Source organism: Rhizobium sp. NZLR11 (genome assembly GCF_019685115.1).
Taxonomy (GTDB): Bacteria; Pseudomonadota; Alphaproteobacteria; order Rhizobiales; family Rhizobiaceae; genus Rhizobium.
This window is the reverse complement of the sequence record NZ_JABDWD010000004.1, coordinates 75,410-87,721: the sequence shown is the minus strand read 5'-3', so window position 1 is coordinate 87,721 and position 12,312 is coordinate 75,410. Positions and strand designations below refer to the sequence as shown.

Genomic DNA, 12,312 nt, shown 5'->3' with positions numbered 1-12,312 from the left:
CTATGTCCCTCGCCACTCTCTACCGTTTGATGTGGGCAGGTCCCCTCTCCCCGTCAGAACGGGGAGAGGGTTAGGGTGAGGGGCAGCCTCGCAGCACGCCCTATGTCTTAGAGCCCCAGCATGCGCCGGTTCGCCGCCTGGTCGGTGCCGCTGCCGGCAAAATCGTCGAAGGCCTTTTCGGTGACGCGGATGATATGGGCGGCCACGAATTCGGCCCCTTCGCGGGCGCCGTCCTCCGGATGTTTCAGCGCGCATTCCCATTCGACCACGGCCCAGCCGTCGAAATTATTGGCCGTCATCTTCGAGAACACCGCGCCGAAATCGACCTGGCCGTCGCCGAGCGAGCGGAAGCGGCCGGCCCGTTCCACCCAGCCCTGATAGCCGCCATAGACGCCCTGGCGGCCGGTCGGATTGAACTCCGCATCCTTGACGTGGAACATCTTGATGCGGTCTTTGTAGATGTCGATATTGTCGAGATAATCGAGGCACTGCAGGACGTAGTGCGAGGGATCGTAGAGCATGTTGGCGCGCGGATGGTTCTTCACCCGCTCCAGGAACATCTCGAAGGTGATACCATCGTGCAGATCCTCGCCCGGATGGATCTCGTAGCAGACGTCGATACCGTTCTCATCCGCATGGTCGAGGATCGGCGTCCAGCGGCGGGCGAGTTCGTCGAAGGCGGTCTCTACCAGGCCGGCAGGACGCTGCGGCCAGGGATAGATGAACGGCCAGGCGAGCGCGCCAGAGAAGGTCGCATGCGCCTTGAGGCCGAGGTTTTTCGAGGCCGTCAGCGCCATCTTGACCTGCTCGACCGCCCATTCCTGGCGCGCCTTCGGATTGCCCCGCACCTCGGGTGCGGCAAATCCGTCGAAGGCTTCGTCATAGGCTGGGTGAACGGCGACGAGCTGGCCTTGCAGGTGGGTGGAGAGTTCGGTGATCTCGATGCCGTTTTCGCGGGCCTTGCCGGCGAATTCGTCGCAATAATCTTTGGACGTGGCGGCCTTCTTCAGATCGATCAGCTGGCTTGCCCAGGTCGGCACCTGGACGCCCTTGTAACCGATGTCGGCCGCCCATTTGGTAATCGCGTCCCACGAGTTGAAAGGAGCGGTATCGCCCGCGAACTGGCCAAGGAATAGGCCGGGGCCTTTGATCGTCTTCATGTCAGATTCCTCCCTGAATATCGACCGTAAACGTTTCTGAAGTGTTGTAGCACGCAATTTGGCGGGCGCAAGGCGCCTCCTTACCTTACAGCGCCGCGCGTCTGAAAAGACGCGCAAAGGACGCTGTAACACTTAGGATCGCTGCATAATTTTATCCTTAAATCGATTCCGATTTAAGGAATTATGCAGTAGCCAGCGGATTTGGCGCGAGGCCGGAAGCGAATGGCGCGAGCTAATCACGGTGGGCTTTGGCGGACAAGAGGTACGTGCAGCATTTTCGGCTGTACCCTGGATCGACGCATTAAAAATGCGCCCATCCTTTCGAATGGGCGCATGTCTCCAGTCGATGGATCAGAACGGAGAATCCGGGAAGTAGAAGTCCTTGGCATTGTCCTTGGTGACGAGCGTCGCGTCGAGGATGTAGCTGCCGTGAACCGGGACCTGATCGTAGAGTGCCGCCGCCGTCAGCTCCATTGCCGTGCCGACCATTGCCGGCGGATAGAGGACGTCGACCGGGATCAGCTTGTCGCCGTCCATGACCTTCTTCACCATGTCCTTGGAGCCAGCGCCTGCGACGACGTATTTGATGTCGGTACGCTTGGCCTGCTCGATTGCCTGCAGAACGCCGACGGCCATGTCGTCGTCCTGGCACCATACGACGTCGATCTTCTGGTACTTGGTCAAGTAGTCCTGCATGACCTTGAAGGCATCGTCGCGGTTCCAGTTGCCGTACTGGCGGTCGAGAACCTTGACGTTCGAGCCGGCAATGCCCTTGTCGAAGCCGTCCTGGCGCTGCTGGTCGATCGGGATCGGCAGACCGCGGATGACGACGACCTGCGCATCAGGCGTGGTGTCCTTGATGTACTTGCCGGCGACTTCGCCGAGAGCCGGATTATTGCCGGCGACATAGAGGTCGCGCACGGAGTTGTCGTTGCTTGACGGCGCGCGGTCGACGAGGGCGACGAACTTGCCCTTGCCCTTGACTTCCTTGATGGCATTGACGAGCGGATCCGGATCCGACGGCAGGATGACGAGGGCGTCGATGCCCTGTGTATCGAGATCCTGCACGGCGTTTGCCTGGCTGGCAGCGTCCGGCGAGGTCTTGACGATGACGTTGAGACCGGGATGTTCGGCCATCAACAACTTGGCGGCGCGCTCGGCATGAAACACCACGCCCGACGTCCAGCCATGGTCGGCGGCCGGAATGGAGACGCCGATGGTGAATTTCTTGTCCTCGGCGTGAGCGGCGCCGGCGAACGTCACCGCCGCAACCGCCAGGCCCAACATCAATCTATGCATGCTATTTCCTCCCAATAATTTCAGGGACTTTTCCATATCGGGACCGGACGCCCTGAAGCCCGGTCAATTGCAAGCCCCGGTCAATGCAAACCTGATTATTTCATGATTTGCGCACCAGCGAGCGCTGGACGAACATGGCGATGATGATGATCGCACCCTGGATGGCGCCGATCAGATACTCGCTGATGAAGTTCGAAAGCAGCATGATATTGCCGACGAGTTCGAGAATGAAGGCGCCGCAGATCGTCCCCCAGACCCTGCCGGCGCCGCCCTTCAGCGCCGTGCCGCCGACGACGACGGCCGTGATCGCCTGGAGCTCCCACAGGATGCCCGTTGTTGCCGACGTCGAGCCGAGACGGGGAACATAGAGCAACACGGCAATGGCGACGCACAGGCCCTGGATGACGAAGGCAATCGTCCTGACGCGATTGACCGCGATGCCGGAATAGCGGGCAACATCGCTGTTTGATCCCACAGCAACAACGTGGCGGCCATAACGTGTGCGATAGAGGATAAAGGCGGCAACCGCCGTCACTGCCAGGATCACCACGATCGGTACCGGCACACCGGCGATAGTGCCGAAATAAGCAGGACGATAGAGCGTCTGGATATCGGCGGAGCGAAGAGTGATTGCGCCGCCCTGCGACAGCCATGTCGTCAGGCCGCGATAGATGCCCATCGTGCCAAGCGTTGCGATGAAGGGCTCAATCTTGCCCACCGTCGTGATCAGGCCGTTCGCCAGGCCGCAAAGCGCGCCGGCGACGATCGTGAAGACGGCCGCGACCGTCAGCATCAGGACCGGGTTTTCGATGGCGCCCGAATTCATCAGCAGGATCATCAGGCTGGCGACGAAGGCCACCATCGAGCCGACCGACAGGTCGAGATCGCCTGCTGAGATCACGAAGGTCGCGCCGACCGCAATGATGGCAATGAAGGCGCTGCGCGTTGCGACATTGGCAAGGTTGGTGATGCCGATGAAATTGGGATTGACCAGGGCCCCGACGATCAGGAGCAGTGCCAGGGCGACGAAAGGCGCGACCGCACGCAGATCGACATCCCGCCAGGATCGGCGCCGGATTTCCCTGGTCTCCTCGTTGACACTCATTTCCAAAACCAACCTCCCGTCCCATACCTGCTGGGCGTCTTGTCTGTGATCGGCGTCGTCGCGACGACGCTTCGTGTTCGGCTTAGGCAGCCGCCTTCTTTTTAAGCCCGGCGGCGTAACGCATGATCTCCTGCTCGGAAATCTCATCGCCCTCGAGCACGCCGACGATATGTCCTTCACGCATCACCACCACCCGCGTGCAGAGGCCAATGACCTCCGGCATCTCCGACGAGACGACGATGATCGAACGGCCGTCCCGGGCCAGCGCCGAGATGAAATGATAGATCTGCTGTTTGGTGCCGACATCGATGCCGCGCGTCGGCTCGTCGATGATGATGATGTCGGGCTCGGTCTCCATGACCTTGGCCAGCAGCAGTTTCTGCTGGTTTCCACCCGACATCCGGCCGGCGACGATATTGCCGTCGCGCACCCTGATGTCGAAACGGCGCTTGGCCTTCGCCAGAGCACCCGCTTCGCTGCCCGGGCTGAGATAGCCTCGGCGAGAATGCCTTCCGAGCGATTGCAGGGTCAAATTGGTCATCATGCCGGAGCGCAGCAGCAGGCCCTTCGACTTGCGGTCCTTGGTCATGTAGGCGAGCCCGCAGCGATTGGCGGCATGGACATCGCCGGAGGGAACCGCTTCCCCCTTGATGACCACCTCACCCTCGAGACGGGTCCGCAACCCGGCGATCGCTTCCATCAGCTCGGTGCGGCCGGAGCCGATCATACCGGAAAAGCCGATGATCTCGCCCTTGCGCACCTCGAAGCTCGCATCCCTCACATAGCCCGTCGACACCGAAGCGACACTGAGGACGACCTCCTCGTCGACATCAGGTTCCACTTTGGCGGGATAAAGGCTCGAAAGTTCGCGGCCAACCATCAGCTGCGCGATCGATTCCCCGTCCAGAATCGACGTCGGCGACGTCTTGATCCACTGGCCGTCGCGTAGCACGGTGACACGATCAGTCAACTCCATCACTTCGTCGAGCTTGTGCGACACGAAGACGAAGCTCGTACCCTGGTCACGCAGCTTGCGAACCTGCTTGAAGAGCATATTGGTCTCTTCCCGCGACAGCACCGCGGTCGGCTCGTCCATGAACACGACCCGCGCGTCGCGGCTGATTGCCTTGGCGATTTCGACCATCTGCTTGTCGGCGATGGAAAGCGTGCTGATCTGCGCATTCTCATCGACATGCGAACCGAGCACATCGAGAACTTTGCGTGTCTCCGACCTCATATATTTGCGGTCGAGCACGCCGAAGCGCGTGACTTCGCGCCCGAGAAAGAGGCTTTCCGTCACGGTCAGATGTTCGGCGAGGTTGAATTCCTGGTGAATGATGACGATGCCAAGCGCCTCGGCAGCGCCGTTGGGCGGCAGGACGACAGGCTTGCCGTCGAGCAGGATTTCGCCGGAACTCGGCTGTTCGAAACCGGACAATACCTTGACAAGCGTGGATTTGCCGGCGCCATTTTCACCCATCAGCGCATGGATTTCGCCGGCGCGGAGATCGAAATTCACGCTGAAGAGGACCTGCACCCCACTGAAGGATTTGCATATGCGCCTAGCGGACAGCACCACGGGTGCAGTGTCGGCAGTCTCCACGGTCATCAGATCCTCCCCAAGCGGTTCTCCGGCCGCTAAGGACCTTATGTAAACCTTTACATACATCGTGTAAAGGTTTACATCGTTGATTTACACAGATCAGTTGAAGCCTGCCTTTGACCTCCCGACAAGTCTGTGTAGTGTCGCGGCGAAGACAGCCCAAGGCAGAGCCCAGTGTCGAATTCCACGCCCGCAACAATCGAAGACGTCGCCCGGATCGCCGAGGTCTCCATCGCGACGGTGTCCCGGGCAATCCATATGCCGGAGAAGGTCGCCAATTCCACCCGCCTCAAGGTCAACCAGGCGATCGCGATCACCGGTTACACCACCAATGCCATGGCGCGCAGCCTGAGGCTCGGCCGCTCCAACATGATTCTCGTCGTGGCGCCCGATATCGGCGACCCCAATTTCTCCAACATTCTCGTCGGGTTGGAAAACGAGGCGCGCGCGCACGGCTACGGCATCCTGATCGGCCACACGCAGAACGACGCCCAGCGCGGGCTCGAATATCTGAAATTCTTGAATTCCAACCAGGCAGCCGGGCTTATCCTGTTTACCGGCATCCTGCCCTTCGGGCATCAGACGATGACTGCGCGGCTGCCGCCGAGCGTCGGCGTTTTCGAGCCTGTCTTCAACGGCGGCATTCCCTATGTCGGCGTCGACGATACCGAGGGCGCCAGGAAAGCGGTGGACCTGCTGCTGGCCGAAGGGCATCGAAAGATCGCCTTCATCGGCGATTCGCGCACCCGGCTTGCCTATACCAGACGCCGCATGGGCTATGATGCCGGCCTCGACGCCGCCGGCGTCCCGCCCGACTTGCGGATCGTGCTCGAAGGCGATGGCACGATCGAGAGCGGGCGGCATGCGGTCGAACAGCTTTTCATGCGCGACACGCTTCCGACCGCCTTCATGTGCGTCAACGACCAGACCGCGATCGGCGTCATGATCGGGCTCGGCGCGCGAGGCTACGACATTCCGGGGGATTTCTCGGTGACCGGTTTCGACGACGTGCCGCAGGCCGTCTTCATATCCCCGCCGCTGACTACGATCCGCCAACCGAGAACGGCGATCGGAAAACAGGCGATGGCGCTGCTGCTCGAACTCCTGTCCGATGGCCGGCCGACCGAAACGGAAATCCTGCTCCGGCCGGATCTGGTGGTTCGAAACTCCGTCTCTGCGCCGTCGCGCAACTGGTCGAAGCGTTGAGCCGATAGAGATAGAGGCTGAGGACATAGCGCCCGCAGCCGTTCAGAAAGGGTTGCGCCGACGACCGCTGGCCGCCGCCGGCGCGCTTGATCAGACGTAACGATTGACGACGTTCTCGAGCAGTTCCTGCTTGCCGGATCTCGGCTGCGGATTGACGTCCTTGGTCTCGACCCAAGTCGTGATCTCATCCAGCGAATACTCGCCGCGGAAGAGCTTCTGCGCCTCGGCGGATTCCCAGCCGGCATAACGATCGGCGAGCGGCTGCGACAGAGCCTTGTCCTCGATCATCCTGGCAGCGGCCTTCAGGCCGCGGGCGCAGCAATCCATTCCGCCAATGTGACCGATCAGCAGATCCGCCGGCTCGAGAGACTGGCGGCGCAGCTTCGAGTCGAAATTGGTGCCGCCGGTTTTGAAGCCCCCGCCTGCCAGAACGTGATAGTAAGCGAGCGCCATTTCGGGAACATTGTTCGGGAACTGGTCGGTATCCCAGCCAGATTGGTAGTCGTTGCGGTTCATGTCGATCGAGCCGAAGATGCCGAGCGCATTGGAAAGCGCCAGCTCGTGCTCGAAGGAGTGGCCGGCGAGGATCGCGTGGCCCTGCTCGATATTGAGTTTCACCTCGTTTTCAAGTCCGTGCTTCTTGAGGAAGCCATAGACGGTCGCAACGTCGTAATCGTACTGGTGCTTGGTCGGCTCCTGGGGCTTCGGCTCGATCAGGATCGTGCCCTTGTAGCCGATCTTGTGCTTGTATTCGACGACGAGGTTGAGGAAGCGTCCGAGTTGGTCGAGCTCACGTTTGAGATCGGTGTTGAGCAGCGTCTCGTAGCCTTCGCGGCCGCCCCAGAGCACGTAGTTCTCGCCGCCCAGCTTCTGCGTCGCGTCGATGCAGGTCTTGACCGTCGCGGCGGCGAAAGCAAAAACGTCAGGATCCGGGTTGGTCGCCGCACCGGACATGTAGCGGCGGTTGGAGAACAGGTTTGCCGTGCCCCAGAGCAGCTTGGTGCCGGTTGCGGCCTGCTTCTCGGCGAAGTAGTCGACGATCTCATTGAGGTTTTTGGTGTTCTCGGCGAAATTCTTGCCCTCCGGACGCACGTCGGCGTCATGGAAGCAGTAATAGGGCGAGCCGAGCAGCGAGAAGAATTCGAAGGCGACGTCGGCCTTGAGCTTGGCGGCCTTCATCGTGTCCTCGAACCAAGGGCGCAGGAAGGTCTGGCCACCGAAGGGGTCGCCGCCCGGCCAGGTGAAGGTGTGCCAATAGGCCACGGCAAAGCGCAGGTGGTCTTCCATGCGCTTGCCCATGACGATCTCGTCCGGCTGGTAATGGCGGAAGGCCAGCGGATTGGTGCTGTCGGGGCCTTCGTATTTTATTTTCTGGATATCGCCGAAAAATCCGGTGCTCATCTTGGGTCTCCTTGGGTCGGTAGTTCAGTCTTATCGTCTGTGCCATCCAGCCCCTTCATCCGACCTTCGGGCCACCTTCTCCCCGAGGGGAGAAGAGGAACGGAGGCACCGCTGCGAGTCTCTTCTCCCCTCCGGGGTCCGAAGGACGGGCGAGACCCGCGGCTCGACCAGGCAAAGGTGCCGGCCGGCGGATGAGGGGGCCGCTGGCTCCAGTTCTCAATGCGCCAGCGATTTTATCGCCGGATAGAGTGCGCGGTAGCGCTTGTAGGCATCCTCATAAGTGCCGCTCAGTGCAGACACCGGCTCGATCGTGCCCGATGTCACCGGCGGCGTGCAGACGGCAATCGGATCTGCCCCGGTTGCCGCGATAAGACCGAGGCGGGCGGCGCCGAAGGCCGCGCCAAAATCGCCATCGGCCGGCAGGTCGACCGGAACGCCGAGCGCGGTCGCGATCGACGCCAGCCAGTAACGCGAGCGCGAACCGCCGCCGATTGCCGTGACGCGGGATATGCCGGTGCCGGCCGAGCGCAGCGCTTCGAGATTATCGCGGATGGCAAAGGCAACACCCTCGAGCACCGCCTGGGTCAGCACGAGACGGCTGCTTTCATGTTCGAGGCCGATGAAGGCGCCGCGGATGACGGCATCATTGTGCGGCGTGCGCTCACCGGAGAGATAGGGGAGAAAGCTGACGCCGGTCGGCGCCTTCAGCGTCTCGCCGAGTTCTCCGGTCAGGTCGGCGGCCGATTTGCCGGTGACCCCGGAATGCCAGTTAAGCGCATCGGTGGCCGACAGGATGACGCCCATCTGGTGCCAGGTGTTCGGCAGCGCGTGGCAGAAGGCATGCACGGCGCTTTCCGGCTTCGGCAGATAGGAGCCGTTGGCGGCAAAAAGCACGCCCGACGTGCCGAGCGAGACGAAGGCGGCGCCGTCGCTGACCGTGCCCATGCCGCAGGCCGAGGCTGCATTGTCGCCCGCGCCGCCGGCAACGACGGCATCGCCGGAAATGCCCCATTGCGTAGCAAGTTCCGCCCGCAGCTTGCCGGCCTGCTCGGTGCCTTCGACGAGTGCCGGCATCTGCTCCTTGGAAAGATTGGTGGCAGCCAGCAGTTCGGACGACCAGGCCCGCTTGCCGGTATCAAGCCAGGAAGTGCCGGCCGAATCCGACATTTCGGAGATATATTCGCCGGTCAGCCAAAGACGCAGATAGTCCTTCGGCAGCAGCACCTTGGCGATCCTGGCAAAGACATCGGGCTCATGCTTCTCGACCCAGGCGAGCTTCGGCGCCGTAAAGCCAGGAAAGACGATATTGCCGGTAAGCGCGCGGAAGCGCGGATCGGCATCGAGGGCCGCAGCCTCGACGTGGCTGCGCGTGTCGTTCCAGAGAATGCAGGGACGCAGCACCTTGTCGGTGGCATCGATGAGCGTCGCGCCGTGCATCTGGCCGGAAAGGCCGATGCCCTTGACTGCAGCCAGCTCCTTCGGATGTTTCGCCTTGAGGCCGGCGACGGCCTCCTCCGTCGCACGCACCCAGTGGGCCGGCTCCTGCTCCGACCAGCCAGAATGCGGACGCGAGACGTCGAGCGCACCATTGGCCGAGCCGACGATCTTCTGATCGCCGTCGATCAGCATCGCCTTGACGCCGGAGGTTCCGAGATCGAGACCGAGATACATGGGGTATTCTCCTTTGCCGTTACGGCAGATTGTCTTTCAGAAATATGTCGAGGCGGATGCGCTCTTGCGCTTCGATGACGGCAAGCCCGTCCGCCTTGGCTTTCAATACACGGATGGCGCTACGCACTTCATGGCCGGCGTCCTGGTTGAGGATCGCATCGATCGTATTGTCGACGAGTGCTGCGCGCGTATGGGCGGTGAGCTCGTGGGCGATGACCGTCAGCGTCCGGCCGACGGCCTTCTCCTTCAACGCCCGGATCAGGCCGCGATTGCCGGCGCCTAGGCTGTAGACGCCGATGATATCGGCATTCCCGAGCGCGTCGGCAACGAGCCTATGGGCGACCTCGGGGTCGTCGCGGCCTTCGAGAACCGGCAGGATCGCAAGATGCGGAAACTCCGCAGCCATGACTGCGGCAAAGCCCTCCAGCCGCTCGCGATGGTCGCGCACCATCATGGAGCCGGCGAGCACGGCGATCTCGCCCTTTCGCGATCCGAGAAATCGCCCGAGCAAGCGGGCCGCTGTACGGCCGGCCGCGATATTGTCGACGCCGGCATAATGATGGCGCAGCGATCCGGTGAGATCGGAAACCAGGGTGACGATGGGAAAGCGCTCGCGCACCAGCCTGTCGACGGTGGCGCGCACGTCAGGTGCATCGGTCGCGACCATCGCGATGCCGCAAGGCCTCTCCCGGGAAAGCTCTTCGAGCACGGAGACAAGGGCTGCCGGATCGAAAGCCGGCACCTCGATGGTGCGGATATCGGTACGCTCGGCCGGCGAGCGAAGCACCGCCTGCCGGATCTCGGCATTGAGCCCGTGCATGAAGGAATTGTCGCTGGCCGGAAGGATGAACACCAGTGGATAGGTACGTCCCTTGGCGAGATTGGCGGCGGCGACGTCTCTGATATAACCGAGCTCACGGATCGCCGTTTCGACCTTCTCCCGCGTGACGTGACGCACACCTGGGCGCTGGTTGAGAACCCGGTCGACAGTCGCAAGACTGACACCGGCGGCAGCGGCGATATCGTGAACTGTAGGCCTCATCATTCCTCCTGACGAGACCATTAGCGCCAAATTTGATGTACGTAAATCAAAAAATCGAACAGGCCGGTTCCCTTATCGATTTTCCGGTATTGATATCTGCTTCGGACTGATCCCGCCAGCGATCATCCGCCCGATGGCATAGAGGTCGGAAACCGGCAAACAAAAAGGCCCTCCGGAGAGGGCCTTTCAAGGGGCGGCAGGCCGGAGGTCAGTGGCCGCCACCGCCTCCCCCGCCTTGCGGCGCAGGTTTCTTGATCATGGCGACACCGAGGATCATCGCAACGAAAAGCGCGGTCAGGATGAGGAACACGTCGCTGAAAGAGAGGACGATCGCCTGCTTGGTGGCCAGACCGACCATCTGCTTGATCGCGACCGAGGCGCCATCCATGCCATAGGTGTTGAAATTGGCGGTCATGTTGTTCATCTGGTCGATCGCCGCCGGATTGCCCCAGTCCATATTCTCCCGCAGCCGTTCATAGTGCACGTCCTGTCGGTTGGTGAGCACGGTGTTGATGACGGCAAGACCGACGGCGCCGCCGAGGTTTCTGGTCAGGTTGAACAGGCCGGATGCGCCGCGGATGCGCGACGGCGGCATCGTGCCGAGTGCGATATTGTTGATCGGCACCATGCACATCATCAGCCCGAAACCGCGCAGGATCTGCGGGATGAACAGTTCGTAGAAATCCCAATCCGCCGTCAGGTGAATCATGATGTAGGTACCGGCGGCGAAGCTGGTGAAACCGATCACCATCATCAGGCGCAGGTCCATCTTCGTCGACAGCTTGCCGGCGATCGGCGCGGTGAAAAACATCGCAAGCCCGGAGACGAACATCGTCTGGCCGATCATCAGCGAATCATAGCCGCGGATGCGTCCAAGATAGACCGGGTAGATGTAGGTGAGGCCATAGAGGCCGATGCCCATGACGAAGGAGAAGATCGAGCCGAAGGAGAAATTCCGGTTCGAAAAGGCCTTGAGGTCGACGACGGGGAACTCCACCGTGAAGGCGCGATAGAAGAAGATGATGGCCGCAACGCACGAGGCGACGGCAGCGATGGCGATGGAGCTGTCGTTGAACCAATCGTTCGAATTGCCCTCTTCGAGCACATATTCCATCGCACCGAGGAAGATGCCCATCGAGAAAAGCCCCCACCAGTCGAACTTCTTGAAAAGCGACAGTTCCGGCTTGTCGAAATCGATGAAGTTCCAGGTGACGATCGTGACGATGATGCCGGGAACGATATTGACGAGGAACAGCCAGTGCCAGGAAAAGGCATGGCTGAGATAGCCGCCGACGGTGGGGCCAATGGTCGGCGCCAGCGTCGCGATCAGGCCGATGATCGGCGAAACGATGCTGCGCTTCGACGCCGGAAAGATGGTGAAGGCGGCCGCGAAGACCGACGGGATCATGCCGCCGCCGATAAAACCCTGGATGGCCCGGTAGACGATCATCTGGTCGATATTCGTCGCCGTCGCCGCAAGCGCGCTCGCCATGGTGAACCCGGCAGCGGAGATTGCGAAGAGATAACGCGTCGAGATGATGCGCGCCAGCGTGCCCGAAAGCGGAATCATGATCACTTCGGCGATCAGATAGGCCGTCTGCACCCAACCGACTTCGTCGCTGCCGGCCGAGAGGCCGGCCTGGATTTCGGCAAGCGAGGCCGAGACGATCTGGATGTCGAGGATCGACATGAACATGCCGAGCACCATCGCGAAGAAGGCGATGAGCTTCCTCGGATCCATGTGATCCTCGGCGTGGGCGGGCGCTGCCGGAATCGTCCCTGCTGTTGCTGTCGCACTTCCGGCCATCGGACCACCTCCGCCTTT

The 12,312-nt window shown here is 61.5% G+C and carries 9 protein-coding genes; 1 reads left to right on the top strand and 8 read right to left on the bottom strand.

Annotated elements, in window-relative coordinates; genetic code table 11:
* Window positions 1-107: 107 nt before the first annotated feature.
* From HJB83_RS09070 to HJB83_RS09055, 4 genes are all read right to left on the bottom strand, one after another.
* Complete coding sequence (locus tag HJB83_RS09070) at window positions 108-1,160, bottom strand: sugar phosphate isomerase/epimerase (protein WP_221131734.1); 1,053 nt, start codon at window positions 1,158-1,160, stop codon at window positions 108-110.
* A 351-nt stretch (window positions 1,161-1,511) separates the two neighbouring features.
* Window positions 1,512-2,459, bottom strand: coding sequence for a substrate-binding domain-containing protein (locus HJB83_RS09065; protein WP_207581843.1), 948 nt, complete (start codon window positions 2,457-2,459; stop codon window positions 1,512-1,514).
* A gap of 100 nt (window positions 2,460-2,559) precedes the next feature.
* Window positions 2,560-3,564, bottom strand: a complete 1,005-nt coding sequence (locus HJB83_RS09060; RefSeq protein WP_207581844.1) for an ABC transporter permease — start codon at window positions 3,562-3,564, stop codon at window positions 2,560-2,562.
* Between the two features lie 82 nt (window positions 3,565-3,646).
* Window positions 3,647-5,173 carry a sugar ABC transporter ATP-binding protein gene (locus tag HJB83_RS09055; RefSeq protein WP_207581845.1) on the bottom strand — a complete coding sequence of 509 codons (1,527 nt, stop codon included), beginning with the start codon at window positions 5,171-5,173 and terminating at the stop codon, window positions 3,647-3,649.
* A 168-nt stretch (window positions 5,174-5,341) separates the two neighbouring features.
* Between HJB83_RS09055 and HJB83_RS09050 the strand changes: the two genes are divergently transcribed.
* The gene (locus HJB83_RS09050) at window positions 5,342-6,373 is read left to right on the top strand and encodes a LacI family DNA-binding transcriptional regulator (RefSeq protein WP_207581846.1); all 1,032 of its coding nucleotides are present in this window, start codon (window positions 5,342-5,344) and stop codon (window positions 6,371-6,373) included.
* 90 nt (window positions 6,374-6,463) lie between these two features.
* On the opposite strand, the gene xylA is transcribed toward HJB83_RS09050, so the two are convergent.
* The 4 genes from xylA to HJB83_RS09030 form a co-directional block, all read right to left on the bottom strand.
* Window positions 6,464-7,774 (bottom strand): xylose isomerase, encoded by a 1,311-nt coding sequence (xylA, locus tag HJB83_RS09045; protein WP_221131733.1) that lies wholly within the window; start codon window positions 7,772-7,774, stop codon window positions 6,464-6,466.
* A gap of 216 nt (window positions 7,775-7,990) precedes the next feature.
* On the bottom strand, window positions 7,991-9,445 hold the full coding sequence (xylB, locus tag HJB83_RS09040) for a xylulokinase (RefSeq protein ID WP_221131732.1): 1,455 nt from the start codon (window positions 9,443-9,445) through the stop codon (window positions 7,991-7,993).
* Window positions 9,446-9,464: 19 nt separating this feature from the next.
* Entirely contained in the window at window positions 9,465-10,487 is a 1,023-nt protein-coding gene (locus tag HJB83_RS09035; RefSeq protein ID WP_221131731.1) for a LacI family DNA-binding transcriptional regulator, read from the bottom strand.
* A gap of 208 nt (window positions 10,488-10,695) precedes the next feature.
* Window positions 10,696-12,294 carry a DHA2 family efflux MFS transporter permease subunit gene (locus tag HJB83_RS09030; RefSeq protein ID WP_207581850.1) on the bottom strand — a complete coding sequence of 533 codons (1,599 nt, stop codon included), beginning with the start codon at window positions 12,292-12,294 and terminating at the stop codon, window positions 10,696-10,698.
* Between the last annotated feature and the right edge of the window lie 18 nt (window positions 12,295-12,312).

Excerpts from the sequence above, each read along its gene's own strand:
- HJB83_RS09070 (WP_221131734.1), bottom strand. The coding sequence starts at position 1,160 with ATGAAGACGATCAAAGGCCCCGGCCTATTCCTTGGCCAGTTCGCGGGC.
- HJB83_RS09065 (WP_207581843.1), bottom strand. The coding sequence starts at position 2,459 with ATGCATAGATTGATGTTGGGCCTGGCGGTTGCGGCGGTGACGTTCGCC.
- HJB83_RS09060 (WP_207581844.1), bottom strand. The coding sequence starts at position 3,564 with ATGAGTGTCAACGAGGAGACCAGGGAAATCCGGCGCCGATCCTGGCGG.
- HJB83_RS09055 (WP_207581845.1), bottom strand. The coding sequence starts at position 5,173 with ATGACCGTGGAGACTGCCGACACTGCACCCGTGGTGCTGTCCGCTAGG.
- xylA (WP_221131733.1), bottom strand. The coding sequence starts at position 7,774 with ATGAGCACCGGATTTTTCGGCGATATCCAGAAAATAAAATACGAAGGC.
- xylB (WP_221131732.1), bottom strand. The coding sequence starts at position 9,445 with ATGTATCTCGGTCTCGATCTCGGAACCTCCGGCGTCAAGGCGATGCTG.
- HJB83_RS09035 (WP_221131731.1), bottom strand. The coding sequence starts at position 10,487 with ATGAGGCCTACAGTTCACGATATCGCCGCTGCCGCCGGTGTCAGTCTT.
- HJB83_RS09030 (WP_207581850.1), bottom strand. The coding sequence starts at position 12,294 with ATGGCCGGAAGTGCGACAGCAACAGCAGGGACGATTCCGGCAGCGCCC.